Here is a 26,443-nt window from a genome sequence, read left to right on the forward strand (position 1 = left end):
CTGTGATCGATTAGCTCAAAACGCGAAGTCGCTTTCCGGCAGCGCCATCAAACATTCGGCCCCACCCTGAATGGCTTCCCGATGCGCACTCGCCCGCGGCAATACCCGGCGCAGGTAGAAATCCGCACTGGCCAGCTTGGCCTGATAGAACGCCTCTTCACCGCTGCCTTGCTCCAGCGCATCCTGGGCGCGCGCCGCGGCCTGCAGCCACAAGCCCGCCAACAGGACATACGCCGAGTACTGCAGGAAATCCACCGACACCGCGCCAATCTCCTGCGGATCGCGGCCGGTCGCAGCAATGATCTCGGCAGTCAGCTCGCGCCATTCGCCGATGCGTGCCTGCACCTTGCTAGCCATGTCGTGCAGTGCTGGCCGGTCGATCTGCCGGTCACAGACCTCGCTGAATTCCGCCTGCAACGCCGAAAGCTCCGCGCCGCCATCGCCGAGCAGCTTGCGGCGGATGTAATCCAGCGCCTGGATACCGTTTGTGCCCTCGTAGAGCTGGGTGATGCGGCTGTCGCGCATCAGCTGCTCCATGCCCCACTCGCGGATATAGCCGTGGCCACCGTAGACCTGCACGCCGAGGCTTGCGACTTCCTGGCCCATGTCGGTGAAGAACGCCTTGACGATGGGGATCAGCAACGCAGCGCGCTTGCTTGCGGCCTTGCGGTAGCTCGGCTCGGGGTGGCCGTGTTCGAGATCCAGCTGCCGGGCGCAGTAGGCGGCCAGCATGCGGCTGCCTTCGACCAGCGTCTTTTGCGTTAGCAGCATGCGGCGCACGTCCGGGTGGACGATGATCGGGTCGGCGACCTTGTCCGGGTGCTGCGCGCCTGCCAACCCACGAGACTGCAAGCGCTCACGAGCATAGGCCAGCGAGCCCTGATAAGCCTGTTCGGCAATGCCAAGCCCCTGCAAGCCGACCTGGAAGCGCGCGTCGTTCATCATGGTGAACATGCAGGCAAGGCCCTGGTTCGGCTCGCCGACAACCCAGCCGGTGGCACCGTCGAAATTCATCACGCAGGTGGCCGCGCCCTTGATGCCCATCTTGTGCTCGATGGCGCCGCAGCTCAGCGCGTTGCGCTCGCCCGGCGTGCCATCGGCATTGGCGATGAACTTGGGCACCAGCAGCAGGCTGATGCCTTTCACCCCAGCCGGCGCATCCGGCAGGCGCGCCAGCACCAGGTGCACGATGTTCTCGCTCATGTCGTGCTCGCCGCCGGAGATGAAGATCTTGCTGCCGCTGACCTTGTAGCTGCCGTCCGCCTGGGGCTCGGCCCGGGTGCGCAGCAGGGCGAGGTCGGTGCCGGCCTGCGGCTCGGTGAGGCACATGGTGCCGCTCCAGCTCCCGCTGACCAGCTTCTCCAGATAGGCATTTTTCAGCTCGTCGCTTCCGTGCTTGTACAGCGCCAGCACCGCGCCCTCGGTGAGGCCCGAGTAGATGCGGAAGGACAGGGACGCGCCCATCAGCATCTCGTGGAAGTTGCAGGCCACCAGCTGCGGAAAGCCTTGACCACCGTACTCGGTCGGCCCGGTCATGCTCGCCCAGCCGTTGTCGACGTACTGCCTGTAGGCCTCAACGAAGCCCTGCGGCGTGCGCACTTCGCCGTTTTCCAGGGTCACGCCTTCTTCGTCGCTGTTGCGATTGAGCGGCGCGATCTCGCCGCCGGTGTAGCGCGCGGCTTCTTCCAACACGCCGTCGATCAGCTCGCGGTCCAGGCCGTTGCCGAGCAATTCGCAATGACCGGTGGCGTCGAACAGCTCGTGCAGCACGAAGCGCATGTCACGCAGGGGTGCCTTGTATTCCATGCTCACGCCTCCTTCTTGTGGTCGGCGAAACGACCGCCAAGGGTGGCCAGGCTGTCGATCAGCTCGGCCGGCTGCCAGTGCGCGCCGTGGCGCTCGGCCAATGCGTTGAGGCGATCACGAATGGCCGGCAGGCCCTGACGATCGGCCCAGGTCATCGGCCCGCCGACTTCAGCAGGGAAGCCGTAACCGTAGAGGTAGACGGTGTCGATATCGGCGCTGGACTCAGCCATGCCTTCCTCGAGAATCTTCGCGCCCTCATTGACCAGCGCCAGCAGGCAGCGCTCGAGGATCTCCTCCGGGCCGATCTCGCGGCGCTCATAGCCGAGGCGCTCGGACTCGCGCTGCACCAGGGCGTCCACTTCCGGATCGTGCTCGGCCTGGCGGCTGCCCTCGGCGTAGCGGTAGTAGCCCATGCGCGACTTCTGGCCGAAGCGGCCCAGCTCGCAGAGACGGTTATCCACCTGCACCTCGGGCTCGTCCTGACCCTTGCCGGCCAGTTCGCGGGTGCGCCATTCCAGATCGATACCGACCACGTCATACATACGGAATGGGCCCATGGCGAAGCCGAAGCCCTGCAGCGCGGCGTCCACCTGATGGGGATAGGCGCCTTCGAGCAGCATCATCCGCGCCTCGCGTACGTAGGTGGCGAGCATGCGATTGCCGATGAAGCCCGGGCAGTTGCCGGCGACCACACTGACCTTGCCCATGCGCTTGCCCAGTTCGGTGGAGGCGTCGAGCACGGCTTTGGAGGTCTTCGCGCCGCGGACGATTTCCAGCAGCTTCATGATGTGCGCCGGGCTGAAGAAGTGCAGGCCCACGACCTGCTCCGGGCGCCCGGTGACGGCGGCGATGGCGTCGATATCCAGCGCCGAGGTGTTGCTGGCAAGAATGCCGGTCGGCTTCACGATGCCGTCCAGCTCGCGGAAGATCTGCTGCTTGAGCTCGAGGTTTTCGTAGACCGCCTCGATCACCAGATCCACATCGGCCAGCGCCTGGTAATCAGCCGCCTTGCTGATGCAGGCCCGTCGCGCAGCCGCTTGAGTCTCGTCGATCCGCCCCTGGCGCACGTTGTGCGCGTAGGTGTCGGCCACCGCGCCCAGCGCCTGTTCCAGCATCTCGGGATTGTTGTCCAGCCAGCGCACCTGCACGCCGGCGTTGGCCAGGCTCATGACGATACCGCGGCCCATGGTGCCCGCGCCGATCACGGCTGCGGTCTGGATATCGAATTGGGTTTGGCTCATTGCAGCTGTCCTCGTTGCAAGGCTGGAAAAACTGGAGACCAACCATAGACGAAGACGCTACTATTTTTGAAATTTAGTCTTGTGATGTTTCGGATTCACCAAATGAATATCTACAACTTCGACCTCAACCTGCTCCGTGTGCTGGACGCCCTGCTGCGCGAGCGCAACGTCTCGCGGGCGGCGGAGCGGCTTTCGCTCAGCCAGCCGGCGGTCAGCAATGCCCTGGCCCGCCTGCGCGAACTGCTCGACGACCCGCTGCTGGTGCGCGTCGGCCGGGCCATGCAGCCGACGCCGCGAGCCCTGGCGCTGGAGGCGCCAATCCGTCATGCGCTGCAGCAGATCGAACACAGCCTGATTGCCGGCGAGGCCTTCGATCCGGCGTGCAGCCAGCAGCGTTTTCGCATCGCCGTGACCGACTACGTCGAACTGATCTGCATGCCGGCACTGATGCGGCGCCTGGCCGAGCATGCACCCGGCATTCAACTGGCGATCCAGCACCTGACCCCGACGCTGCCGGTCGAAGCGCTGGACAACGGCGAGGTCGACCTGGTGCTTGGGCGCTTTCTCGACGTGCCCTCGCGCTTTCACGTCCGCCATTGGGCCAGCGAGACCCTGCAGGTGGCGGTGCGCCGCGAACATCCGCTACTCACCGCGGGCCTGGATCTGGACGCCTTTCTACGCCTGCGCCACCTGTGGGTACATGGTGGCCAAACCCGTGGCATGGTCGACCAGTGGCTGGAAGCCCAGGGCCGCGAGCGCGAGGTGGTGTACACCACACCAAACTACCTGCAGGCCGCCCATATCGTCGCCAGCAGCGACCTCGCCGCAGTCTTGCCGACCCAGCTGGCGCGTTACTTCGCCACCCTGCTGCCCCTGCAGCTATTCGATCTGCCGTTTGATCTCGGCACCTTCGCTTTGGACATCGTCAGCGTCGCGCAGCGGCAGAACGACTCGGCGCTGCAATGGCTGATCGAGCAGATCGCTGCCGTGGCGCCCGCCTGAACAGCGATCGGCCATGACGCGATTCCTGCTTGTAGCTGATGCCCATTTGCTACTATCTCCCAGTTTATTTGTCGGAAATATCGGAAAGCTGCCAAGCCATCGCTGGCTTCGCGGAACATCGCCGCGAGGCGGACCTCTATTCCTATTAACGCGCCATGGTGAACATGGACAATCAAGTCAAATCTGGAGCTACACCTATGGCGGCCCTGCTGCAACGCACCATCGACACCATCACTCGCAATCAGTCCGAACTGCTCAGCAGCTGGAAGTCCGATCTGCAGAACCTTGGCGGCTACCACAACGTCAAGTCCGAAGAACTAGCCCAGCAGACTGTCGACTTTATCCGCCAGCTGATCAGCGGAACGGTAGACGGCTCGGCCGACATCAATGGCCCGGCGTGGGATGGCATGCGCCTGTATCTGGAGAAGCTCTCGCGTAGCCGCGCACTCCTAGGCATGGATTCGCAGCAGACCGCCGGCTTCATCTTCGCCTTCAAGCGCCCGTTGATGGCATTGCTGCAAAGCGAGTACGCCAACGAGCCGGCGGTATTCGCCGAGCAGCTGTGGGCCGCGTCCGAGCTGATCGACAGCCTGGGTCTGTACACCGTACGCACCTTCCAGAAGTCCCGCGAAGAAGTGATCAAGCGTCAGCAGGAAGAATTGCTGGAACTGTCGACTCCGGTGGTCAAGCTGTGGGACGGCGTACTCGCCCTGCCGATGATCGGCACCCTCGACTCGCAGCGCACCCAGGTGGTGATGGAATCGCTGCTGCAGCGCATCGTCGATACCGGTTCGGAAATCGCCATCATCGATATCACCGGTGTGCCGACGGTCGACACCCTGGTCGCCCAGCATCTGCTGAAGACGGTCACCGCGATTCGCCTGATGGGTGCCGACTGCATCATCAGCGGCGTGCGTCCGCAGATCGCGCAAACCATCGTGCATCTGGGCCTGGACCTGCAGGGCATCGTCACCAAGGCCAGCCTGGCTGACGCCCTCGCCCTGGCCCTGCGCCGTGCGGGCCTCACCGTGACGAAGGCCGTCTAATGGACCGCATACCCATTCTGCGGATGGGCGAGTTTCTACTCGTCACCATCCAGGTCGACATGCACGACCAACTGGCGATGACCCTGCAGGACGATCTGGCCGAGCGCATCAGTGCAACCTCGGCAAAGGCCGTGCTGATCGACATCTCCGCGCTGGACATGGTCGACTCCTTCATCGGTCGCATGATCGGCACCATCTCCGGCCTGTCGCGGATCATGGATGCCGAGACCGTGGTGGTCGGCATGCAGCCCGCCGTGGCCATTACCCTGGTCGAACTCGGCCTCGAGCTACCTGGGGTCAGCACCGCATTGAACGTCGAGCGTGGCATGCAGTTACTGCGTGCCCGCGTGGCCGCGCAATGATCGTGCGCAGCAGCGGCAGCCAGCCGGTGCGCCTCGAGCAGGACGTAGTGCTGGCACGGCAGACCGTGCGCAAGCTGACCCAGGAATGCGCCATGCGGCTGATCGACCAGACCAAGCTGGTCACCGCGGTCAGCGAGCTGGCGCGCAACACAGTGGTCTACGGTGGCGGCGGCGACATGGACTGGCAGCTGATCGAGGACGGCACGCGGGTCGGCGTACGCCTGACCTTCCGCGACGAAGGTCCGGGTATCGCCGACATCAAGCTGGCCATGACCGACGGCTGGACTTCCGGCAGCGGGCTCGGCCTGGGACTAACCGGCGCCAAGCGGCTGGTGGACGAGTTCGAACTCGACAGCACGGTCGGCGCGGGCACCCGAATCACCATCACGCGGTGGACATGAACGTTCAGGGAAGCGTCACTCAGGTTCTGCTGATCGAAGACAACAGCCAGATCGGCCATGCCCGCCGGGTCGCCCAGCGGCTGGCCGAACAGCATGGTTTCGACGCCACCGATGCCGGGCGCGTCGCGCTGCTGGTGACCGAATTGGGCAGTAACGTGCTCAAGCACGCCGGGCGCGGCGAACTGCACCTGCGTGTAGTGCCTGGACGAGAGGGGCACGGGGTCGAGATCATCGCGGTCGACCGCGGGCCGGGCTTCGATCTCGATCAGTGCCTGACGGACGGCTTTTCCACTCGCGGGACTCAGGGCATCGGGCTCGGCGCGCTGGCGCGCCAGGCCCAGGTGTTCGACGCCTATTCCGACGCGCGCGGCTCGGTAGTGCTGGCGCAGCTGTTTCCACGCGGTGTGCAGCCACCGCAGTGGCGCTTCGGCGTCAGCCAACATCCCTACCCAGGCGAAACGGCCTGTGGTGATGTCTGGCATCTGGCCTTCGACGAAGCGCGCTGCAGTGCCCTGGTCATCGACGGCATCGGCCATGGCGAGCTTGCTCAGCAGGCCGCGCAGGCGGGTGCCGTGGCGTTTGCAGAAACACCACTGGATTCACCGTTCACGCTATTCAGCAACATGCACCAGGCCATGAACGGCAGCCGCGGCGGCGCGGCGGCGATCGCCCACTTCGACAGCCAACGGCAGACGCTGGACTTCGCCGGCATTGGCAATATCGGCGCCAGCCTGATCGGCAGTGAGGGTTCGCGCGGCCTGGCCTCGCATCCCGGCATCGTCGGCGTGCGCTTTCGCAAGGCGCATGTCTTCGACTACCCGCTGGGTGAGGCGCGGCTGCTGGTGCTCTACAGCGATGGACTGCAAACTCGCTGGAATCTGCGCGACTACCCCGGTCTCGTTCACCGCCACCCGGCCATCATCGCCGCGCTGCTGCATCGCGACTTCTGCCGCGGTCGCGACGATGTGACCGTGCTGGCACTCAATCTGGAGGCTCCTCGTGGCTGATCCGACGTCCCCCGAGTCCGGCGACGCCGGCCTGCTCGAGCAGTTGCGCCGCGATAACGAGTCGCTGCGCGCCGAGCTCGAAGAAACCAATCAGGGTGTGCTGGCGCTGTATGCGGAGCTGGACACCCAGGCCGAGCAACTGCGCCAGGCGTCGGACCTGAAGAGCCGCTTTCTGTCATACATGAGTCACGAGTTCCGCACGCCGCTGGGCTCGATTCTCAGCATCACCCGCCTGCTCAGCGACGAACTGGACGGGCCGCTGAGCCCGGAACAGCACACGCAGGTGCGTTTCGTCAGCTCGGCCGCCAGCGAGCTGAGCGAGATGGTCGACGATCTGCTCGACCTGGCCAAGATCGAGGCCGGCCGCGTCAGCATTTCCCCGGCCTGGTTCGACATGCTCGACCTGTTCTCGGCGCTGCGCGGGATGTTCCGCCCAATTGTCGAAGGCTCGCCAGTGGCGCTCATCTTCGAAGAGCCGGAAGGCATTCCGCGCTTCTACACCGATGACAAAAAGCTGGCGCAGATTCTGCGCAACTTCATCTCCAACGCCGTGAAGTTCACGCCACAGGGCGAGGTACGCGTCTCGGCGCGAATGGAAAACCCGCAGCAGGTCCGTTTCGCCGTCAGCGACACCGGTATCGGCATCGCCGCCGGGCTACATGACCGGCTCTTCGAGGATTTCGCTCAAGTCGACTCGCCTTTGCAGAAGCGCCTGCGCGGTACCGGCCTTGGCCTGGCGTTGTGCAAGCGCTTCGCCGAACTGCTAGGCGGTCGCGTCGGTCTGGAAAGCGAGCCCGGCAAGGGATCCGAGTTCTTCGTCATCCTCCCGTTCACGATTCAGCCGGAGAGTTCCGATGGAGCGTGACAGTCTTCTATTGATAGTCGACGACAACGCCACGACGCGTTATGCGATGCGCCGGGTGCTCGAACGCCATGGCTATCAGGTGCTGGAAGCCGGCACCGGCAGCGAAGGCCTGGAACTGGTCGCCAATGCCTCGCCAGATGCACTGATCCTCGACGTTAACCTGCCGGACATGAGCGGGTTCGACATCGCCCGCCAATTACGTGCCGACGCGAGCACCGCACTGCTACCGCTAATTCACGTTTCGGCCGCCTCGATCGAAACCAACGACATCATCACCGGCCTGGATGCTGGCGGCGATGCCTATCTGATTCACCCGGTCGATCCCGACGTGCTGCTGGCGACGCTGCGCACATTGCTGCGAGTGCGCGACACCGAGCGAGCGTTGCGTGATAGCGAAGCGCGCTTCCGGGAAATCTTTATCCATGTCGCCGCACCCATTGCAGTACTCGACGCCGAACTGCAACTGCACGAGTGCAATCATGCGTTCGAACTGCTGATCGGCGCCGCCGGCCGCTCCTCCCCTCTGACAACGTGCTTCGCCCCCGGGCAGGAAGCGATACTCACCGAGCTGCGCACGCATTTGCGGGCAGGCGAGCGCTGGGGGACGCCGCTGCAGATGCTGGTCGACGGCAAGACGCGCGAGACCGAATGGCAGATTTCGCCGTACCGCACCCAAGGCCTTGGCCTGGTATTCGTCGAGGACGTAACCGAACAGCGCCACCGCGAGCGTGCTCAGCGACAGGAGATCGCCACTACCACCAGCCAGCTTGCCCACGAGGTCGCCGAGCGGGCGCGCACCGAGGAACAGCTGCTGCAGGCGCAGAAAATGGACGCACTGGGCAAGCTCACCGGCGGTATCGCCCATGACTTCAATAACCTGCTTACTGGCATCATCACCGGCATCGAGCTGATGAAGCAGCGCATCATCGAAGGCCGCGCCGACAGCGTGCTGCGCTTTGCCGACGCATCCCTCAGCTCGGCGCGCAGTGCCGCATCACTGACCAATCGCCTGTTGGCATTCGCCCGCAAGCAGCCGCTGGATGCACGGGCACTGGACATCAACGAACGCATCCGCTCCCTGGAAGACCTGCTGCGCCGCACAATCGGCGAGCGCATCACGCTGACATTCGACTTCACCGATGAGCCCGCAGTGGCTCGCGTGGACGTCAGCCAGTTCGAGAGTGCCCTGCTCAATCTGGTGATAAACGCCCGCGATGCGCTCCCCGAAGGCGGGCATATTCGCATCAGCACGTTCCCATCGGACGGCAGTCAGAAGCCGGAGCTCGCGGCAGGGCACTACATCGGCCTGTGCGTGAGCGATGACGGCACGGGTATCGAGCCCAGCGTGCTGGACAAGGTTTTCGATCCGTTCTTCACCACCAAGCCCCAAGGTCGCGGCACTGGGCTGGGCCTGTCGAGCATCTACGGCTTTGCCTTGCAGTCAGGGGGTGATGCGAGCATTCGCAGTACGCTTGGCGCCGGTACGGAAGTCACCTTGCTACTTCCCGCGGCCACCGGCGAATTGCCGGCCACGCGCGACACGGCACTCGACAGGTCGACCCATCTCCTCGCCGGTCATGAGCATGTGCTCGTCGTGGAAGACATGCCCAGTGTGCGCATGCTGATCGCCGAAACCCTGATCGAAGCCGGCTACCGGTGCAGCCAAGCGGGCGATGTGGAGACTGCCCAGTCTCTGCTGGAGGCCGATCCGTCTATCGACCTGCTGCTGACCGATGTCGGACTACCGCGCCTCTCCGGTCGTCAGCTGGCCGAATGGGCTCGCCGCGAACGCCCGACACTGCCGGTGGTGCTGATGACCGGCTATGCGGAGAACGCATCCAGTCGCGAGGGCTTCGTAGATGAGCGCATGGAACTGGTGCTCAAGCCGTTTGAAGGCGCCGACCTACTGATAAAGATCCGCGCCCTGCTCGACGAAGCGTGATCGTATAAGCCTCTGCCTGATAGGTGGGGACAGGCGGGGTGCAGGAGATACTTTCCCCTGGGCAACAAAAAACCCGCCGAAGCGGGTTCTTCTGACCGTTCCGAATCCTTTCGGCTGCCTTCCTGGCGGTGGTCTATCATCCTGATCCTGAGCGCATCCTGCGCTTCAGAGTGGGCACAGATTAATCATCTGCTGGCCGATGCTGAAGGGCAAAAAACTGGGATTCTTGTAAGCCTTTCGCTATAGGCGAAACAATCACCCTGTTCTGCTGTCGCGCTCGCCCCCGAAAAACCGTGCCTCGATTGCTGGTTATCACGTGGTGCCCAAGCGTTTCCAGGGGCACCACTTCTATTCGGCGGACAGAAGCAAAAAGGCAAGCTCAAGCTTTGCTTTTTACAAAGCAGGCGGTATTTGAATTAATTTTTTAGGCTAGCCATATCGGGTACAAATATTCATCATTAACAGCCAGTTATCTGGGAATTATCAGCAGGGCCAGATCTCTACTCGCCGCTCGAAATACAGAGAACAATAAAGAACGCTGTACTTATATTTAAATGTGCGTATATTCGCTCCCACTGCTTCGCAATTAACACTTCGACACCCGGCATGATGTTTCTCTGTTTCATCTCCTCGGTTCGTTTTGATTCTCGCTTCTCAGTCTCGGCCCTGAATGCTTCAGTGCTGCAGCCTTAAAACACCTGGGAGATACTCATGTCTACTCGTCAAAATGGCACAGTTAAATGGTTCAACGATGAAAAAGGTTTCGGCTTTATTACGCCGACCGATGGTAGCGAAGATCTTTTCGTCCATTATCGTTCAATCGAAAGCGCAGGCTTTAAAAGCCTGAGCGAAGGCCAAGCAGTTTCTTTCATGGCTACTAAAGGCCAGAAAGGGATGCAGGCCGATCAGGTTCAAGTCTCCTAAGACGCCTGATATAAAAAAGCCCTGCTTCGGCGGGGCTTTTTTTCGTCCGTAATAAATAGCACGGCGATGAATTCGGCTGATTGGTTCGATGATAAGTGGCGATTACCAATGCTCACAGCAGCCAGGAACGGAGCCGGGGGAAAAGACAACAGGACAAGCTCAGGCGCACGTACAAACGTGACACGCCAAAAAGCAAAAACCCGCCGAAGCGGGTTTTTTCTGACCTTTCCGAAGTCCCTTCGAGTGCCGTCCTGGCTAATGGTCGATCTTCCTGATCCTGAGCGCTTCCTGCGCTTCAGAGTGTGTGTAGATTAATTACATGCCGCAGACTGCAGAAGTGGCGAACGTCGCAGCTTCTTGTAAGCCTTTCGCTATACCTCCGCGCCGCGGGGAACTTTCGCATTGGTCCTTTGGCCTTCAGCAGCACCAGAACCCCTGGGCTAGAGCCATCGAGAGGCATTCACGTAAATTTCCTGGCGCCCCGCTCCCTGATGACGAACCGGCAGGATGAATGTCTGGCTGATGGCGTATTAGTCCTTGTTGAGGTCAACCAGCGGGGCCTTGCGTGTCTCCGTATCACGCCCGCCCTGCAACGCTTCGATCTGTTTGCGTGCCTTGTCCACTGCGGCGCTGTCGCCCAACAGCTCGTAACGCACGCGGAAGTGCTTCTGCTCGCCCGGCTCGATCTTCGGCACCAAACCGAGCGGTCGCTGATAACGGCGGTTGTAGGAATAGCTGGTCCCCGGCTCCAGCCCGGTCACATATCCCTGCTTCTCGGTATCTGTGTTCTTCCATAGCGAGAACACCGGCAATTCGCCGGTATTGAAGCCCACACTGACGCCAAGATTGCCGGCCTGGTTGTGCAGCATGGTCAAGGTGTCGCCCTGCTCGTCCGCGTAGGGCACCACGTTGAAGACCGTCTCGTCATAATCCTTCGTTGGGCCGCGGTAGCGTTGCCAGTCACTCAGCTCTTTCGCAGCACGGGCATTGAAGGGTGAGACCTGTTTGACCGGCGCAACGAAACGCGCGCCCTCCTCCAGCAAAGGCGTACCGAAGTTGGTGTGGTACAGCGCCTGATATTCCTTGGAATAGTCACCCTGATTGGTCAGCGTGTCGTGCAGCGAGAAACCGGCACGACCCGGCTCGGTGCTGAGCTCGGTGAGAATCGCGAAGTCGAGTTTCTTGAAGGCCTTCTCCTGCAGCTCGCCTCGCAAGCGAATGGCATAGGGGGGCTTTTCATCGATCTGCAGCACCACGCGCGAGGCCGGAATGTTGGCCGCACGGCCATGCAGCGTGAGTAGTTCGCCGTTGTCCTCGCCGGGATGACCGACCCACTCGAAGCCGCAGCGTGTGACCAGCTCGTTGAAACCCTCCAGCCAGCCCAGCCCGCCGCGCCCATTGAGCTCGATAAAGGCCGGATTGACCACTTCATCCACCGGGGAATCCCAGCCCAGGCGAACGTCGCCCGCGACGGCTTCCAGGACGTTCATGCCGCGCGTGGGCACAACGGTCATGCGCATGGTGCCATTGTCGATCTCGATCAGACTGACGCCTTCCTGCCGGCCGCCATGCAAGGTACGCATGCTGACCGAAAACGGCTTTGGCGCATCGATACCCAGCTGCTCGCTGGTGACGCGCCAGTTTTTCGCGGCTTTGTCGTGGTCGATCAGAACCTGTTCCCAGGCCATGGCAGGGGTGGCCAGGCAGATGCCCAGGCCGAGGAGAAGCTGCAAACGCATCATGGATATTCCTTTGTTGTTATGACTCCTGCTCAAGGTAGCTGAAACGTTTCATCTGGCAAGCCAAAGCGGCCTGGAATGACCAAAGGCGGAAATTGCGATGCCGCGACTCGGGATAGCGCTCAGGTCTTGATGTAGCGACTCGGCTGCCAGTAACCGGTGAGCAACGGAAGGGCGGGGCCATTCCAGCCGCGTTGACGGAGCTGCCTGGCGATCAGAGCGTTCATGATCTTATGGCCCATCAGCAGCACGCTTTCGTTGGCTTCCGCCAGTTCGATCAAGCGCTCCGCCGCTGCGCTGGCACGCCTGGTGGATTCGCGGATGTGCTCGGTATGGCTGGCGAAGCCCAGGAACCAGGCAGTACGAAACGCCAGCCGCCAGAAGCGCGATGGCAGCAGCGGCAGCCCCCAATCCGGGTACGGCAGGTGCGGTTCGGCGAACACCGGATCAGGCACCTCGCAGCAATCGCACTCCAGGTGCGACCGCGATTCGATGCAGCGCTGCAACGAGCTGCAGACCACGATACCAGCCGAACTTGCGAGCTCGACCAGACTATCGGGGCGCTCGGTGGCAACGACATCGGCAGCGTTGTAGCGCTCGACCCACGTTTTCATGCCCTTGGGGGTGCTCCAGCGCGCCCCGCCATGGTCGGGTCTGCCGTGTCGCACGAGGATGATCTGCATCTACATTTACCGGATACGCAGGCCTGCTCCGCCACGACAAACGCGCGGAAGGAAGCAGGGGAAAGGAGGGCTAACGCATGTCGCCCCGGCACGTGACCGGGGCGATGGTGTCACTTGTCGAGCTCGTCCTGCTTTTCCAGGAATTCCTCTTCGAGCATCGCATCCTTGACGGCCTGGGGCTGTTCATCGAGCAGTGGATCATTCAACTCACCGCTGGACAGTACGCGGGTGTCCAGCTTACCCATCAGATTTGCCAGCGCATGCTGCATCTTGTCCGCCGCTCCATCGACCGCAAGCTGCAACGATTCGGCCTTGTGCGTCACGGACACGGCCTGATGGCCCTTGGGCCGCGCCTCGATCTGGCAACGCTTGTCATCGGCGCCTGCCTTCTGCGCGTTTTCATCACTGATGTGGACTTCGACACGGGTGAGGAAGTCGTCGAAACGCTCGAGACGATCCTCTACGGTCGAGCCGACCCACTCGTGCAGCTCGACACTGCCGGGAATATGGTTGCTATTGACCTGAACATGCATACGACTACTCCTGATAGATGACGTACCTACTAGGGTTCGAGGCGTGAGCGCCGACGAGGTTCAGCTGCTTCGTCTGGTTGCCGACCGCGGCTCATCCGGCTTGGCGCCAGCGCGGTCGGCCCGTGCGCCGATAAACCAGCCCACCACGCCCCAGACCGCTGCGCATATGGCGCCTACCAGGGCAACCAGCCAGGCGCCGTGGCCGAGGCTGTCGAGCAGGCTCTTGGCCCACCCGCTCAGGGCATCGCCGCCGCGATAGACCACGGTGTCGATGAAGTTCTTAGCCTTGTACTTGCTCTCGGCATCCAACGGCGCGAAGAGCATCTCGCGGCCTGGGCGGACGAATGCGTATTCGCCGATGCGGCGGACGATCATCACCGCGGCCAGCACGGCAAAGGTCGGCGCCAGCGCCAGGCCGATGAAGCCCAGGCAAACCAGTGCCGGCACCGCGGCGAGCAACACACGAACACCCAACCGCTGGGCGATCCGACCGGTGATGAACAGCTGAGATAACAGCGCCCCCGCCTGCACCACAAAATCGATCGCACCGAACACGCGTACCTGCTCGGCGCGACCAGGAAACAGTTCGGCAACCAGCCGTGCCTGCTCGAAGTAGAGAAAGGTGCTGGCGGTCGTAAGCAGCAACACAAAAGCGGCAACACCCAGCAGGTAGCCCGAACCCAACACCCGCGTCAGGCCGCTGAATGGATTGCCGGCAACCGGACGTTTTGGGCTCTCGGCATGTTCGGCACCGGGGCGCCCTGCACCCAGCAGCTCACGCCACGCCATCAGGTAGTGCTTGATCGCCACTGCCGCTGCCAACAGCATCGCGGCCAGCAACATCAGGCCGAACTGCCCGAGCACACCTACCAGCAACGCACTCAGTGCAGGACCTACCAACCCGCCCACGCTAGCCCCTGCAGCGATGAAAGCGAACAGTCGGCGTGCCTGAGGCGCGTCGAACACGTCGGCCATCAGGCTCCAGGCCACCGACACCACGAACAGGTTGTAGACCGAGATCCACACGTAGAACACCCGCGCCAGCCAAACGCTGTCTCCGAGAAGGAAGAACAGCCCGGCGAACACGAGCAGGTTGACGCAGAAGAAGCCATACACCCAATCGATGTAATGGATCCGCGCCACGCGAGAGTTGAGCCAGGCGAACAATGGCACGGCCACCAGCATGGCGAAGAAGGTCGCGGTGAACAGCCACTGCAGGTTTTCGACGCCGCCCTGAATGCCCATCGACTCGCGAATCGGTCGGAGCATGAAATAGCCGGCGAATAGGCAAAAGAACAGCCCGAACCCGCCAAGCGCCGCGCGCAGTTCGCCGGGACGGGCATTGATCAGGGCGGCGGCGCGTGTGCCTAGCGATGTGAGCATGCCCCCTCCAACAGCTGACTAGAGACCAGGCTTAGCGGAAGGCTTCGACGATCAGCTTTCGCTGGCGCTCATCCGGCAGCCGACCCTGCCCGGCGAGCAGGTTGTCGGCCATGTAGCGCGGATTGGAGGTCGCCGGTATCACCGCCGTCACTGCCGGTTCGGCGAGGATGAACTTGAGCAGCAGCTGTGCCCAGGAACTGGCATCGATCTCCGCAGCCCAGACCGGCAGCGGTTTGTCCTTGACGCGGGAGAGCAGGTTGCCGCGCGTGAATGGCCGGTTGATCAGCGTGGCGATGCCGTTGTCGGCGCAGTACGGCAGCAGCTGCTTCTCCGCGTTGCGCTCGCCTACCGAGTAATTGAGCTGAACGAAGTCGACCTGTTCCTGCTTGAGCGTCTCCAGCAGCCGGTCATGGGCCGACTCCAAATAGTGAGTCACGCCGATATAACGCACACGGCCCTCCTGCTTGAGCTCGCGCAACAGGCCGAGCTGGGTGCCGGTGTCCTGCAAGTTGTGCACCTGGATCAGGTCGATGGTATCGGTCTGCAGCGCCTGGAAGCTGGCCTCGATCTGGGCCATACCGCGCTCACGTCCGCTGGAAGAAACCTTGCTGGCGAGGAAAACCTTGTCACGCTCGCCGATGCGCTTCACCAATTCACCCGCGACGCGTTCGGCATTGCCGTAGCTCGGCGCGGTATCGATCAACGACGCACCACCGCTCACAAGCACTCGCAGTACCTCGAGCAGAGGGTCCATCTGCGGATCATCGAAGCGCACGTCATGGGTGCGTGACGTGCCGAGCCCGATGACCGGCAACATCTCGCCCGTGGACGGGATCCTGCGGGTGCTCAGCGTCTCGGCAGCCCGCACCAGCGAGGGCAGCAGCGGCCCAAGGGCCAGCATCGCGGCGGCTATGGCAGAACGTTGCAGGAGCTGGCGGCGCGTCGACATGTGCGAACTCTCCGAAAGGCTATGGCATCGACCTCTGAGTATGGTCGAGCGCCGCCATCAAATTTTCGGAACGACGAGCGGGAGCTTTTCGCGATGTTTCAAAAACATGGCAGCTCGGATGACGACGATTATCGTCGGCACAGACTGCAAGTACTGGCAATATGCCTCCTTTTGGCGTTTGCTGCGCCGCGCCCAGAAAAGCCGAGCGATGCCCGCATGTTTGGCGCTGTATGCAACCGACGAGACACTCATGCCCAGCCAATCCTGCCCGCCTCGAAGTCCTGAGCCCGTAGCACCGGCCGCACCCTGCGCTAAGCGCAGCCGAGGCCTGACCTGCCTGTGCTACGCCGTCGGGCTGCTGCTGGTGTTCATTCTCAGCCTGCTCCTGCTGCCTCACGACAGGGGCCTGGGCAGGCTGTTGTGGGGCACCCTGTAGCCGCTACTGCCCGTTACTCATGTCCGGAAGCGCCCAACCAACTCCGCCAGATTCTTCGAGAGACCGGACAACTGCTGACTGGCGACCATGCTCTGCGACGAGCACGCCGCAGCCTCATTGGACAGATCCCGGATATCGGTGATGTTGCGGGCAATCTCTTCGGTGACGCAGCCCTGCTCCTCACACGCAGTGGCGATCTGCGCAGCCATGTCATTGATGCGCTGTACCGACACGGATGTTTCTGCCAGCACCTGATCGACGCCCGATGCCCGCTCGACACTATCACGCGCCTTGTCGCTGCCGGTCTGCATGGCCTGCACCGCCTTGCCGACGCCACTCTGCAGGCGCTCGATGCGCGCCTGGATATCCTTGGTCGAGTCTTGGGTGCGGGCGGCCAATGCCCGCACCTCATCAGCCACCACGGCGAAGCCACGCCCCTGCTCGCCAGCACGGGCGGCTTCGATGGCGGCGTTGAGTGCCAGTAGATTGGTCTGCTCGGCGATCCCGCGGATCACTTCAAGCACCGCACCGATGCTGGAAGTTTCCTCGGCAAGCGCGCCTATGGTCTGCGAGGCGCCTTCGACTTCCTGGGCCAGCTGACGGATCGACTGGATGGTACTGCTGACCACTGCTGCGCCTTGACGCGACTGCGTCTCCGCCGCACGCGCTGCGTCTGATGCGTTCTGCGCATTGAGCGCGACCTCATGCACGGCTGCGCTCATTTCGGTAGCGGCCGTCGTGACTTGGTCGACCGCAGCGTGCTCGCGGCTGATCAGCTGATCATTGGTTTCGGCCATGGCAGCCATGCCGCGTGCAGCGGTCTCGACCTCGCCCGTAACGCGGCCGACCTCGGCAATCAGCGGCTGCAGCTTGTCGAGGAAACGGTTGAATGCGTTACCGAGCTGCCCCAGCTCATCGGCCGAACGTACTTCCAGGCGGGCGCGCAGATCGCCGTCACCGTCCGCTATCTGCTTCAAACGTTCGAGCAGCCGACGCATCGGATGCAACACCACCATCGGCAAACCCAGTATCAACAGCACGCATCCAATCAGGCCTATTACCAATACAGCGCCCTGCTGCCTGGCGGTGGCCGCACCTTCAGCAATGGCCTCCTTACCTTCGCTCTCAGCAGCGGCCTCCTCGAGCTCGCCCAGCTTGTCGATGGCATCACGCATGGAATCGAAGCGGGCCTCGCTGTCGCCGAAGCTCAGCGCACTCGCGGCCCGGAGGTCGACATCGACCTGTTCGATAACGCGCTGGGATACTGCTGCCCATTGCTGAAAGCCTCGATTGAACTGCTCGACCAACGCCAGTGCCTCCGCGCCGGGCTGCATCGCTGCGTACTTCTGCACCCGGTCATAGGCCTGCTGAAGATTCTCCGCGTGAGTCGCCTTGAGCGCCTGCGCATGCGCTTCGGAGTTACCGCCGAGCAGGCTTCGCTCAGCGACGAAGGCCTGATAGAGGTCACGGTCGGCATTGAGCAGCAGGCCGATAGCAGGTAGATGTCGCTCGGTGAGCACTTCGCTGGAGTCCGCAACGCGCTCGATGCCACGCATCCCGAAAGCTCCCATCAGCACCAGCAGCAAGGCCAGCGCCACGATGGGCAGGGTTATTTTCCAGCGAAAACCTAAGTCGGTAAAAAAGCGGGGCATGATGTCGCTCCTGCAGGACGCCTATCCACACTATCGGCAGCAACGCCTGCGACAACACTCCGCTGGTCGAAAATCGCGCAATCGCTGGCATGACCTGACCACATATCAGAGGCGGCTACCGGAGCACATTCGGCTGTGCGTCACCCCTGCCCCTCGCACGCTCAGTACTTAGGGATGAATACCATGGTGGCATGGCGATCTTTCCGCCGGCGGCCGATAACGTGCAAGACGACAACGCCGCCGAACGGCCTACAGACCGTTCCGCCGACGCCGATAACAATAAATAGCCTCTGGTCGACAGCCGATCAGCGCGGGAGCGGCCAAGTGTCCCGCTTCGTACCCTCAAAGCGCGAGTACTGCCCATGATTTCGCTTTCCCGTTTCAAGCCAGGCCACACGCAATCCAGCGGCACTGCAAGCCTGCTCTGCTCGGCGCAGCAGCTCGCACAACAGCTGGCTGCCGTGCGCTTCAACCCGACCTACATCGCCGGCTTCATCTCGCCGCATGTCGATCTGGATGATGTCGCCAGGCAGGTGTCCCAGCGCTTCCCGGAAGCGACCATCAGCCTGTGCACCACGGCGGGTGAGCTGTCCAGCGAAGGCCAACGACTTTACTGCGCCACCGGGGCACAGTGGGATCGGGTGGTGCTGCAGCTGTTCGACGCGAGCGTCATCGCGGCCGCCGAGATCGTTCGTGTGCCGCTGGAATGCGAGGATATACGCGGCGGCTCCCAGCGGCTGTCCATGACAGAACGCATCGCACGCCTCACGGCGTCGATCAAGCGCGTGCAGGTGTCGATGAAGATCGACTACCGCGACACCCTGGCAAACATATTCTTCGACGGTCTTTCAGCGTCGGAGTCGTTCTTCATGGAAGCACTGTACGAATCCGGGCGCTTTCCCTGCCTGTTCGTTGGCGGCTCGGCCGGAGGCAAGCTGGATTTCCAGAAGACCCAGCTGCATGACGGCAAGCGCAGCTACCAGAACCATGCGCTGATCGTGTTCCTCAAGTGCGCCCGCGACGTGCGTTTCGGCGTGTTCAAGAGCCAGAACTTCGAACCCACGACGCTGATCCTCAACGTGCTCAGTGCGTCGCTGGAAGACCGTTACATCAGCCAGGTCGTGGACGGAAAAGGCAATATCCGCACGATGGTCCAGGCCCTGTGCGATGCACTGAAGTGCGCACCGCAGGAGCTTGAGCAGCGCCTGTCGGATTATTCCTTCGCCATTCGCGTGGGTGAGGAAGTGTTCGTCCGCTCGATCTCACAGATCGACTTCGCCAACGAACGCGTGCACCTGTTCTGCGATGTGGCGCCCGGGGAAGAGCTGATCATGGTCAAGCGCACGCCGTTGGCCGAGGCCACCCGCCGCGACTATCAGCAGTTCATGCGCAACAAGCCTGGCAAGCCGCTGGTGGGCATTCTCAACGACTGCATCCTGCGCCGATTGAATAACGAACAGGCTCTGGGCGGCATGGACCCGGTATTCGATGGCGTCCCCGTGGCGGGATATTCCACGTTCGGCGAGATCCTAGGGCTCAACCTGAACCAGACCCTGACCGCCGTGTTCTTTTTCCGCACCAACGGAAAAGAAGAATTTCACGACGAATACACCGACAACTTCATCGCTTACCACGGCGAATTCAAAGCGTTCTTCCTGCGCCGGCAGATCAAGAAGCTCACCGGCCTCAGCCAGGTAGTGGTCAAGCAGATCGAGCAGTTCAAGCGCCAAGACTACAGCAGCGCAGTAGACGTCAGCGGCCTGGACGAGCACATTCGCCCGGTGTTTCGCGGGCTGGCCGACCTGGGTCAGGTCCTGTCCCAGGCCGACGAGCAGCGGCGGTCCATTTCCGAGCAGCTGAGTCAGTGCGCCACAGAACTGCACGGTTCGATGGATGACCTGACCCTGAACATCAACCAGCAAGGCGCGGTAATCGAGCAGGCCGGCAGCTCGGTGAAGCAGATGGTCAGTCAAGCTGATGAAGTGGTCGGCAGTGCAAGGGAGCTGGCGCAATCGAGCCAGCGCATTCAATCGGTGGTGCAAACGATCCAGCAGATAGCCGGGCAAACCAACCTGCTGGCGCTCAATGCTGCAATCGAGGCGGCGCGTGCAGGCGAGATGGGCCGGGGGTTTGCGGTGGTCGCCGATGAGGTGCGCAAGCTGGCCGAGATCACCGGCAAGAATGCGGAGGAGATCGGCACCGATATCGACCGGCTGGCCAGCGAGATTCGCGCGGTGGCACAACACATCGAGACCCAGTCGGCCGGTGTCGGTTCGCTGACCGGCTTGCTGGATGCGCTGGAAAACTCGAGCAACCTCACCGCCGGTACGTCGCGCCAGACCAAAGGCGTCGCCGACATGCTGATTGGCCTCACGGCACGCTGACACAGCCCGCGGACGACGAATAAGCCGGGCGCTATCTCGCCAACCGTTCGCGAACTGCAGCGTAGGGATAGGCCTCCAGCGAGGCGAACCCGGGAATCTGGCGTGCCTTGAGTTTGGTGAATACCGGCACGCTGATACCGCAGAGAAAGCGCGTCAGGCATTCGACGCTGGGCGCCCCTCCCTTTAGCTGCGTGTAGCGCTGGTTGAACTCGGCGCACCGGGCATCAAGGTCGATCTCGCCAAGCGGCGCCAGCACCGCTGGCTCAGGAAGTTGCGCGACCTGCCCGCGGCAGACCGAGCAATGCCCGCAGCGCTGCGGTGCGTTGGCATCGCCAAAGTAGGTAGCCAGCCGCTGGCTCAGGCATTCGGCGGACTCGAACAGCGCCAGCATGTTCTCGATGCGCGTGATCTCGCTGGCTTCATGCTGCTTGAAGTAGGCATGCAGCTCCTCGCTCAAGGCTTCTGCGTCGAAATTCGCATCGAGCAGCGCGTAGACATCGGTCATCTGCTTGCTTTCCAGCTCGATCCAGCCCTTTTCCTGGAAGTACTCCAGCGCCTTGACCACCCGGCCGCGGTCGGCGCCGTGCTGCTGGTAGAGCATGTCGAAGTCCAGGGTGCACCAGGTGCGAGCCCGAGCAGAGGTATGCACGATGGCCTCGACGAACTGCCGCCGCTCGCCTTCGAACCTGGTGACCAGCACTTCGGGTTCGAGCAGGTACTTGAAACGATATTCGGCAAAGTAGGCGAAGCGTGGCGCGATGATGCCGCGCAGTTCGAGTTGCACCAGCAGCGTCTTCAGCGGCAGCTGGCGGATATTGCTCTGGTCCGAGAGCTGGTTGAGCATCAGCTCCCATTGCCCGCCAGCGCCTGCCTGACGCAATTCATCAAGCACGCAGCGGATACCGTCGTGCTCCGGCGTGTCGCCATAGACGAAGTTCTGCAGCACGCTGAGGCTGTCGCGATTGGCCAGCACCAGACAGTCGGACGGCTGCCCATCACGGCCCGCACGGCCGATTTCCTGGCTGTAGTTCTCCACCGACTTGGGTAGGTCGTAGTGCACCACATTGCGAATATCCGCCTTGTCGATGCCCATGCCGAAAGCGATGGTGGCGACGATGCAGTTCAGCTCGCCCTCCATGAAGCGTCGCTGGATGGATTCGCGCAGCTCGTGCGCCATCCCAGCGTGATAAGCGCTGGCCGGAAAGCCCCGTTGCGCCAGGTGTTCGGCGACCTGCTCGGCAGTCTTCTGCTGGGTAACATAGACGATGGTCGGCTGGCCGCCCTTGTCCGCCAGCCATGCCACCAACCGGCGCTGCTTGTTGAAACCAGTGACCGGCTCCACCAGCAGGTTGAGATTGGGCCGGTAAAAACCGGTGGTTACCACGTCGTCCGCGGCAATCGAGAATTTGGCCTGCATGTCGGCGATCACCGGCGGCGTCGCCGTTGCCGTCAGCAGCAGCACCTGAGGGATGTTGAACTGGTGCTGATAGTCAGGAAGCTTCAGATAATCCGGGCGGAAGTTGTGGCCCCATTCGGAGATGCAGTGTGCTTCGTCGACCACCAGCAACGAGATCGGCACCTGACTGATGAAGTTGCGGAAGCGCTCGTTCTTCAGCCGCTCCACCGAAATCATCAGGATCTTCAATTCACCAGACTTGGCGCGCGCCATGGTTTCGCTCGCCTGCTCGCGGCTCTGCGCCGAATCGATGCTTGCCGCCGCGATGCCGTGCCGATGCAGGAACGCCAGCTGATCCTGCATCAATGCCAGTAGCGGCGAGACGACCAAGGTGAGATGCGGCAACAGCAGCGCCGGCAACTGATAACACAGGGACTTGCCCGACCCGGTGGGAAAGATTGCCGCCGCCGAGCGCCCGCCCACGACGGCGCGAATCGCCTGGTCTTGCCCTGGACGAAAGCGGTCGTAGCCGAAAGTCTGCTTGAGGGTCTGTTCGATCATGCTGAGTCACTCCTTTGACTGGAGGCCGGAGGGTAGCAAAAGGAGGGAGACGGTACTGCAAAGCGGGTCGACAGGTGAGCCCGACCGTCTAGAAGGTATACGAGCGGAGTTTGCTTCGGCAGCGCAAGGCAGCGAGCAAAACGGCCAGCCATTTCAGTCAATCGGTGGGATTGGAATTGGCAATTACCGTTAGGAAGCTATCTACCTTTACGATTGCCGGGCTCCTGAAAACAAACATAAGCGCCGCCGGATCAGGTGATCCTGCCCGCGAACAGGACGGACCCATGAACTAGAACAGGATTCACCGCCATGCGCGCACCCCTTATTGCCACTGCCCTGCTGTTTTCCGCTCTTGCTCAGGCCAACGATGTCAAAGCCACACCCTACACCTACGGCACCCAGCTGGATGTTGCTGCAGTGCTGTCGATAAAGATCAAACCGACCCCGTACTGCGAAGTGACCGACGCGGTGATGACCTATCGGGATTCGGCTGGCGCCGAGCGCAAGCTGGCTTACCGCACGCTTTCCGAAGCCTGCAAATACCAGAACTGAACACCAGCCGACCACAAGACCGCAGCTGGCCTGCGCGCGAGCAATACGCCGGGCCATCGCTGGCGCAAACCCGCAGCGCGTCAGAAGCGATCGCGGACGACCACCTCATCGAACGGCAGCTTGCCGATGCGTGGCTTTGGCTCAGCGGCCCGCTTGCCCACCGCGACCATCATGGCGATGACATGGTTGTCCGGCAGGTTGATCAGCTTGCCGACCGCCTCGAAATCGAAGCCGTCCATGGGGCAGGAGTCCAAACCCTTGGCGCGCGCAGCGAGCATCAGCGTCTGCGCCACCAAACCGCAGCTGCGCATGGTTTCGTCACGCTGAACCTGCGGCTTGTCACGGTAGTAGGCGTCGATGGCGCCGGCCATGAAGTCCTGCACCTCGCTTGGCGCTCCGTCCCATACACGGCGGACGTTCTTTTCCCAGCTATCGACCTGGGCACAGACCACCACCAGCATCGAGGCATCGGTCATCTGCGCCTGGTTCCAACCCACCTCACGGATCTGTGTGCGCAATGTCGGGTCGCTGACTTCGACCAGTCGCACGTGTTGCAGATTGAAGGCGGACGGCGCCAGCAAGGCCAGCTGCAGCAGCTCATCCTTTTCCTCTCGGCTCAGTGTGTAGGCCGAGTCGTAAACCTTGACGGCGCGACGGGTGCGGATGGCTTCTTCAGTATTCATGGCATTTCCTCGGAAAAAACAGTGAGGCCATGCTAGAGACGGCAACCCATCGAATCCATGCCGTTTTGCTGATGAAAATCATCGGCGCTATTGATGCGAGCAGCGCCAGGCGCACACGAAAAAGCCGCCCGGAGGCGGCTTTTTCGACACGGCGCTCAGCTTACAGCTGCGGCCCGGCGTTGCGGATGGCGTCGGAGACGTCGAACTTCTTGAAGTTCTCAACGAACTTGGTAGCCAGCTCTTTCGCTGCCTGATCGTAGGCGCTCTGATCGGTCCAGGTGTTGCGCGGGTTGAGCAGCTGGGTGTCGACACCAGCGACAGCCTTCGGCACATCCAGGTTGATGATCGGCAGATGCTCGGTCTCGGCACCGATCAGCGCACCGCTTTGAATCGCAGCGATCACCGCACGGGTGGTCGGGATGTTGAAGCGCTTGCCGACACCGTAGCCACCACCAGTCCAGCCGGTATTGACCAGGTAGACCTTGGATCCGAAACCATTGATACGCTTGATCAGCAGCTCGGCATACTCGCCAGCCGGACGCGGGAAGAACGGCGCGCCGAAGCAGGTGGAGAAGGTCGACTTGATGCCGCTGCCCGAACCCATTTCGGTGGAACCGACCAGCGCGGTGTAGCCAGACAGGAAGTGATAAGCAGCCTGCTCGTTGTTCAGGATCGACACCGGCGGCAACACGCCAGTCAGGTCGCAGGTCAGGAAGATGACCGCATTCGGCTCGCCACCGAGGTTCTTCTCGGAACGCTTCTCGACGTGCTGCAGCGGGTAGGCCGCGCGGCTGTTCTGGGTCAGGCTGGCATCGGCGTAATCAGGCAGACGCGTGCGGTCGTCGAGCACCACGTTTTCCAGCACGGCGCCGAACTTGATGGCCTTCCAGATTACCGGCTCGTTCTTCTCGGACAGGTCGATGCACTTGGCGTAGCAACCGCCTTCGATGTTGAACACGCGGCCAACGCCCCAGCCGTGCTCGTCGTCGCCGATCAGGTAGCGGCTTTCGTCCGCCGATAGGGTGGTCTTGCCAGTGCCCGACAGACCGAAGAACAGAGTGGTGTCGCCGTCTTCGCCAATGTTGGCAGCGCAGTGCATCGGCAGTACGTCGACGTCCGGCAGCAGGAAGTTCTGCACGGAGAACATGGCTTTCTTCATTTCACCGGCGTACTGCATGCCGGCGATCAGCACCTTCTTCTCGGCGAAGTTGATGATCACGCAGCCATCGGAGTTGGTGCCGTCGCGCTCAGGCTCGCACTGGAAGAAGGGAGCATTGAGGATGCGCCATTCACTCAGGGCGATCGGGTTGAACTGCTCGGGGGTGATGAACAGGCAGCGGCCGAACAGGTTGTGCCAGGCGGTCTCGGTGGTCATTTTGACCGGCAGGTAGTGCTCGGGATCAGCGCCGACATGGACGTGGGAAACGAAGCTGTCGCGCTCGGCGAGGTAGGCTTCGACGCGATTCCAGAGAGCTTCGAAGTTGCCGGCCGGGAACGGACGGTTGATCGGGCCCCAGGCAATCTTCTGCTGGGTGCTGGGCTCTTCAACGATGAAGCGGTCAGCCGGAGAACGACCGGTGCGGTGCCCGGTCTTAACCACCAGAGAGCCATTGGCGGACAGTTCGCCCTCAGCGCGCTTGACGGCTTCTTCAATCAGTTGAGCGGTGCTGATGTCGGTGTACACGGCGTTGGTGGCTTGCGTCATGAGTGTCCCCGTCGGCCTTTGGGCCGATTCCTCCATGCTGTTGTAGCCCGCCGAACGGCGAACTACATCGAAAAAAGTGCGCGCGATTATGCCAGATAATCCGCCGCGCTGGGTATGAGGCCGTGATGGCCAAATAGTTCACTGCCTACCTATAGGTCCAGACACCTAACGCGCACAGCGATGCCAGCGTATGTCTGAATGACGGCAGGCAACAGTACTCGATCAGTGACGGGTATCCGAGGGGGCGTCGCTGCCACCACCGGCAAAAAGTTGCGCAACGTCGGCGGCATCATAGGTGTATTTCTCGTTGCAGAACTGGCAGTCGATACTCACCGCCCCGCCCTGCTCGGCGACCAGCTGCTGGGCGTCCTCCTCGCCCAGGCTGATCAGCGCACGGGCGGAGCGTTCACGCGAACAACTGCAGCGAAAGCGAATCGGCAGTGCATCGAACAAACGCAGCTGCTCTTCATGATAGAGACGATGCAACACCGTCTCGCCGTCCAATCCCAACAACTCCTCGGCCGTCAGGGTATCGGCCAGGGTACGCAGGTGCTGCCAGCTGGCGTCGCGTTCATCTGCGTCCTTGATGCGATCGGCCGGCAGCTGTTGCAGCAGCAGCCCACAAGCCCGGCGGCTGTCAGCGTTGAGCCAGAAGCGTGTCGGCAACTGTTCGGAAGCAGCGAAGTAGTTGGTCAGACATTCCGCCAGATTGACGCCATCCAGATCGACGATGCCCTGATAGCGCTGGCCCTTGGCCGGATCGACGGTGATCGCCAGCATGCCTTCGGGCATCAGCTCGGCCAACGAGGCGCCAGCCTCGATCTGCTCGGCGTGGTAGCGGGCAATGCCACGCACTTCACGGGCGCTGGAGCATTCGACCATCAGCAGAGGCACGGCGCCACTGGAGCGCGCCTGCAGAATCAGCAGCCCATCGAACTTGAGCGTGCCAACCAGCAACGCGGCAGCGGTCAACAGCTCGCCAAGCAGCTGGGCGACAGGCTCCGGGTAGGCATGCTTGGCCAGCACATGCTGGAAGCTCTCGTCTAGCGTGGCGATTTCGCCGCGAACGTCGGAATCATCGAAGAGAAAACGCTGGGTTTGATCGGACATGCCGGGGCTCGCAGGAAACGGCGGAGGAAGCCGGCGATTTTAGGCGCAAAGCCGGCTAGCACCAAGGGCGACTGCCGGGCG

General features: G+C 62.2%; 22 protein-coding genes and 3 pseudogenes. 11 read left to right on the forward strand and 14 right to left on the reverse strand.

Annotated features, from left to right (window positions below; genetic code table 11):
* Positions 1 to 15 precede the first annotated feature (15 nt).
* Positions 16 to 1,806, reverse strand: a complete 1,791-nt coding sequence (locus tag AAEZ08_RS18340; protein ID WP_500124850.1) for an acyl-CoA dehydrogenase C-terminal domain-containing protein — start codon at positions 1,804 to 1,806, stop codon at positions 16 to 18.
* Between the two features lie 2 nt (positions 1,807 to 1,808).
* A complete protein-coding gene (locus tag AAEZ08_RS18345; RefSeq protein WP_500124851.1) occupies positions 1,809 to 3,047 on the reverse strand; it encodes a 3-hydroxyacyl-CoA dehydrogenase in 1,239 nt (412 codons plus the stop codon).
* 102 nt (positions 3,048 to 3,149) lie between these two features.
* Between AAEZ08_RS18345 and AAEZ08_RS18350 the strand changes: the two genes are divergently transcribed.
* From AAEZ08_RS18350 to AAEZ08_RS18385, 8 genes are all read left to right on the forward strand, one after another.
* The gene (locus AAEZ08_RS18350) at positions 3,150 to 4,049 is read left to right on the forward strand and encodes a LysR family transcriptional regulator (protein ID WP_500124852.1); all 900 of its coding nucleotides are present in this window, start codon (positions 3,150 to 3,152) and stop codon (positions 4,047 to 4,049) included.
* Positions 4,050 to 4,246: 197 nt separating this feature from the next.
* Positions 4,247 to 5,095, forward strand: a complete 849-nt coding sequence (locus AAEZ08_RS18355; RefSeq protein ID WP_003281113.1) for an STAS domain-containing protein — start codon at positions 4,247 to 4,249, stop codon at positions 5,093 to 5,095.
* Entirely contained in the window at positions 5,095 to 5,457 is a 363-nt protein-coding gene (locus AAEZ08_RS18360) for an STAS domain-containing protein (RefSeq protein WP_041015300.1), read from the forward strand. The genes AAEZ08_RS18355 and AAEZ08_RS18360 overlap by 1 nt, the downstream gene beginning before the upstream one ends.
* On the forward strand, positions 5,454 to 5,858 hold the full coding sequence (locus AAEZ08_RS18365) for an ATP-binding protein (RefSeq protein WP_003281109.1): 405 nt from the start codon (positions 5,454 to 5,456) through the stop codon (positions 5,856 to 5,858). The genes AAEZ08_RS18360 and AAEZ08_RS18365 overlap by 4 nt, the downstream gene beginning before the upstream one ends.
* Positions 5,855 to 6,865, forward strand: a complete 1,011-nt coding sequence (locus AAEZ08_RS18370) for an ATP-binding protein (protein WP_483031154.1) — start codon at positions 5,855 to 5,857, stop codon at positions 6,863 to 6,865. The genes AAEZ08_RS18365 and AAEZ08_RS18370 overlap by 4 nt, the downstream gene beginning before the upstream one ends.
* On the forward strand, positions 6,858 to 7,730 hold the full coding sequence (locus AAEZ08_RS18375; RefSeq protein ID WP_500124853.1) for a sensor histidine kinase: 873 nt from the start codon (positions 6,858 to 6,860) through the stop codon (positions 7,728 to 7,730). The genes AAEZ08_RS18370 and AAEZ08_RS18375 overlap by 8 nt, the downstream gene beginning before the upstream one ends.
* Positions 7,720 to 9,672, forward strand: a complete 1,953-nt coding sequence (locus AAEZ08_RS18380; RefSeq protein ID WP_500124854.1) for a PAS domain-containing hybrid sensor histidine kinase/response regulator — start codon at positions 7,720 to 7,722, stop codon at positions 9,670 to 9,672. The genes AAEZ08_RS18375 and AAEZ08_RS18380 overlap by 11 nt, the downstream gene beginning before the upstream one ends.
* Positions 9,673 to 10,383: 711 nt before the next feature.
* Positions 10,384 to 10,596: a cold-shock protein gene (locus AAEZ08_RS18385; RefSeq protein ID WP_003281102.1), complete on the forward strand. Its 213-nt coding sequence runs from the start codon at positions 10,384 to 10,386 to the stop codon at positions 10,594 to 10,596.
* Positions 10,597 to 11,126: 530 nt separating this feature from the next.
* On the opposite strand, the gene AAEZ08_RS18390 is transcribed toward AAEZ08_RS18385, so the two are convergent.
* The 8 genes and pseudogenes from AAEZ08_RS18390 to AAEZ08_RS18425 all read right to left on the reverse strand — a co-directional run.
* A complete protein-coding gene (locus AAEZ08_RS18390) occupies positions 11,127 to 12,338 on the reverse strand; it encodes an aldose 1-epimerase family protein (protein WP_500124855.1) in 1,212 nt (403 codons plus the stop codon).
* 119 nt (positions 12,339 to 12,457) lie between these two features.
* Positions 12,458 to 13,018 (reverse strand): histidine phosphatase family protein, encoded by a 561-nt coding sequence (locus AAEZ08_RS18395; protein ID WP_036991047.1) that lies wholly within the window; start codon positions 13,016 to 13,018, stop codon positions 12,458 to 12,460.
* A gap of 110 nt (positions 13,019 to 13,128) precedes the next feature.
* Positions 13,129 to 13,551 (reverse strand): HPF/RaiA family ribosome-associated protein, encoded by a 423-nt coding sequence (locus AAEZ08_RS18400; RefSeq protein WP_003281097.1) that lies wholly within the window; start codon positions 13,549 to 13,551, stop codon positions 13,129 to 13,131.
* A gap of 60 nt (positions 13,552 to 13,611) precedes the next feature.
* A complete protein-coding gene (locus AAEZ08_RS18405) occupies positions 13,612 to 14,934 on the reverse strand; it encodes an NTP/NDP exchange transporter (RefSeq protein ID WP_058063511.1) in 1,323 nt (440 codons plus the stop codon).
* Positions 14,935 to 14,965: 31 nt separating this feature from the next.
* Positions 14,966 to 15,883, reverse strand: coding sequence for an aldo/keto reductase (locus tag AAEZ08_RS18410; RefSeq protein WP_500124856.1), 918 nt, complete (start codon positions 15,881 to 15,883; stop codon positions 14,966 to 14,968).
* A 57-nt stretch (positions 15,884 to 15,940) separates the two neighbouring features.
* Complete coding sequence (locus tag AAEZ08_RS18415; protein WP_500124857.1) at positions 15,941 to 16,135, reverse strand: hypothetical protein; 195 nt, start codon at positions 16,133 to 16,135, stop codon at positions 15,941 to 15,943.
* A 201-nt stretch (positions 16,136 to 16,336) separates the two neighbouring features.
* Positions 16,337 to 17,125, reverse strand: a complete 789-nt coding sequence (locus AAEZ08_RS18420) for a methyl-accepting chemotaxis protein (protein WP_500124876.1) — start codon at positions 17,123 to 17,125, stop codon at positions 16,337 to 16,339.
* Between the two features lie 69 nt (positions 17,126 to 17,194).
* A pseudogene (locus tag AAEZ08_RS18425) lies at positions 17,195 to 17,971 on the reverse strand (MCP four helix bundle domain-containing protein); the annotation flags it as partial.
* 362 nt (positions 17,972 to 18,333) lie between these two features.
* On the opposite strand from AAEZ08_RS18425, the pseudogene AAEZ08_RS18430 reads away from it, so the two are divergent.
* Positions 18,334 to 19,488 (forward strand): annotated as a pseudogene (locus tag AAEZ08_RS18430) (FIST signal transduction protein); the annotation flags it as partial.
* A 486-nt stretch (positions 19,489 to 19,974) separates the two neighbouring features.
* Positions 19,975 to 20,355: pseudogene (locus AAEZ08_RS18435) on the forward strand (methyl-accepting chemotaxis protein); the annotation flags it as partial.
* A 31-nt stretch (positions 20,356 to 20,386) separates the two neighbouring features.
* On the opposite strand, the gene AAEZ08_RS18440 reads toward AAEZ08_RS18435, so the two are convergent.
* Positions 20,387 to 22,312, reverse strand: a complete 1,926-nt coding sequence (locus tag AAEZ08_RS18440) for a RecQ family ATP-dependent DNA helicase (protein ID WP_500124858.1) — start codon at positions 22,310 to 22,312, stop codon at positions 20,387 to 20,389.
* Positions 22,313 to 22,621: 309 nt separating this feature from the next.
* On the opposite strand from AAEZ08_RS18440, the gene AAEZ08_RS18445 reads away from it, so the two are divergent.
* A complete protein-coding gene (locus AAEZ08_RS18445; RefSeq protein WP_003281084.1) occupies positions 22,622 to 22,864 on the forward strand; it encodes a DUF2790 domain-containing protein in 243 nt (80 codons plus the stop codon).
* Positions 22,865 to 22,944: 80 nt separating this feature from the next.
* On the opposite strand, the gene AAEZ08_RS18450 is transcribed toward AAEZ08_RS18445, so the two are convergent.
* From AAEZ08_RS18450 to hslO, 3 genes are all read right to left on the reverse strand, one after another.
* Entirely contained in the window at positions 22,945 to 23,547 is a 603-nt protein-coding gene (locus AAEZ08_RS18450) for a nitroreductase family protein (protein ID WP_102820967.1), read from the reverse strand.
* A 160-nt stretch (positions 23,548 to 23,707) separates the two neighbouring features.
* The gene (locus AAEZ08_RS18455) at positions 23,708 to 25,252 is read right to left on the reverse strand and encodes a phosphoenolpyruvate carboxykinase (protein WP_058063506.1); all 1,545 of its coding nucleotides are present in this window, start codon (positions 25,250 to 25,252) and stop codon (positions 23,708 to 23,710) included.
* Positions 25,253 to 25,474: 222 nt separating this feature from the next.
* Complete coding sequence (hslO, locus tag AAEZ08_RS18460) at positions 25,475 to 26,362, reverse strand: Hsp33 family molecular chaperone HslO (protein WP_003281080.1); 888 nt, start codon at positions 26,360 to 26,362, stop codon at positions 25,475 to 25,477.
* Positions 26,363 to 26,443: the final 81 nt, after the last annotated feature.

It is taken from the genome of Pseudomonas sp. E45-MNA-CIBAN-0222 (genome assembly GCF_040310405.1).
Taxonomy (GTDB): Bacteria; Pseudomonadota; Gammaproteobacteria; order Pseudomonadales; family Pseudomonadaceae; genus Stutzerimonas; species Stutzerimonas stutzeri_AC.

What these genes read in the sequence shown, in the direction of transcription:
- hslO (WP_003281080.1), bottom strand. Translation starts at nt 26,362, where the DNA reads ATGTCCGATCAAACCCAGCGTTTTCTCTTCGATGATTCCGACGTTCGC.
- AAEZ08_RS18400 (WP_003281097.1), bottom strand. Translation starts at nt 13,551, where the DNA reads ATGCATGTTCAGGTCAATAGCAACCATATTCCCGGCAGTGTCGAGCTG.
- AAEZ08_RS18360 (WP_041015300.1), top strand. Translation starts at nt 5,095, where the DNA reads ATGGACCGCATACCCATTCTGCGGATGGGCGAGTTTCTACTCGTCACC.
- AAEZ08_RS18350 (WP_500124852.1), top strand. Translation starts at nt 3,150, where the DNA reads ATGAATATCTACAACTTCGACCTCAACCTGCTCCGTGTGCTGGACGCC.
- AAEZ08_RS18340 (WP_500124850.1), bottom strand. Translation starts at nt 1,806, where the DNA reads ATGGAATACAAGGCACCCCTGCGTGACATGCGCTTCGTGCTGCACGAG.
- AAEZ08_RS18445 (WP_003281084.1), top strand. Translation starts at nt 22,622, where the DNA reads ATGCGCGCACCCCTTATTGCCACTGCCCTGCTGTTTTCCGCTCTTGCT.
- AAEZ08_RS18420 (WP_500124876.1), bottom strand. Translation starts at nt 17,125, where the DNA reads ATGGCTGCCATGGCCGAAACCAATGATCAGCTGATCAGCCGCGAGCAC.
- AAEZ08_RS18345 (WP_500124851.1), bottom strand. Translation starts at nt 3,047, where the DNA reads ATGAGCCAAACCCAATTCGATATCCAGACCGCAGCCGTGATCGGCGCG.
- AAEZ08_RS18365 (WP_003281109.1), top strand. Translation starts at nt 5,454, where the DNA reads ATGATCGTGCGCAGCAGCGGCAGCCAGCCGGTGCGCCTCGAGCAGGAC.
- AAEZ08_RS18355 (WP_003281113.1), top strand. Translation starts at nt 4,247, where the DNA reads ATGGCGGCCCTGCTGCAACGCACCATCGACACCATCACTCGCAATCAG.
- AAEZ08_RS18455 (WP_058063506.1), bottom strand. Translation starts at nt 25,252, where the DNA reads ATGACGCAAGCCACCAACGCCGTGTACACCGACATCAGCACCGCTCAA.
- AAEZ08_RS18410 (WP_500124856.1), bottom strand. Translation starts at nt 15,883, where the DNA reads ATGTCGACGCGCCGCCAGCTCCTGCAACGTTCTGCCATAGCCGCCGCG.
- AAEZ08_RS18370 (WP_483031154.1), top strand. Translation starts at nt 5,855, where the DNA reads ATGAACGTTCAGGGAAGCGTCACTCAGGTTCTGCTGATCGAAGACAAC.
- AAEZ08_RS18415 (WP_500124857.1), bottom strand. Translation starts at nt 16,135, where the DNA reads ATGAGTGTCTCGTCGGTTGCATACAGCGCCAAACATGCGGGCATCGCT.
- AAEZ08_RS18385 (WP_003281102.1), top strand. Translation starts at nt 10,384, where the DNA reads ATGTCTACTCGTCAAAATGGCACAGTTAAATGGTTCAACGATGAAAAA.
- AAEZ08_RS18450 (WP_102820967.1), bottom strand. Translation starts at nt 23,547, where the DNA reads ATGAATACTGAAGAAGCCATCCGCACCCGTCGCGCCGTCAAGGTTTAC.
- AAEZ08_RS18395 (WP_036991047.1), bottom strand. Translation starts at nt 13,018, where the DNA reads ATGCAGATCATCCTCGTGCGACACGGCAGACCCGACCATGGCGGGGCG.
- AAEZ08_RS18390 (WP_500124855.1), bottom strand. Translation starts at nt 12,338, where the DNA reads ATGATGCGTTTGCAGCTTCTCCTCGGCCTGGGCATCTGCCTGGCCACC.
- AAEZ08_RS18380 (WP_500124854.1), top strand. Translation starts at nt 7,720, where the DNA reads ATGGAGCGTGACAGTCTTCTATTGATAGTCGACGACAACGCCACGACG.
- AAEZ08_RS18440 (WP_500124858.1), bottom strand. Translation starts at nt 22,312, where the DNA reads ATGATCGAACAGACCCTCAAGCAGACTTTCGGCTACGACCGCTTTCGT.
- AAEZ08_RS18405 (WP_058063511.1), bottom strand. Translation starts at nt 14,934, where the DNA reads ATGCTCACATCGCTAGGCACACGCGCCGCCGCCCTGATCAATGCCCGT.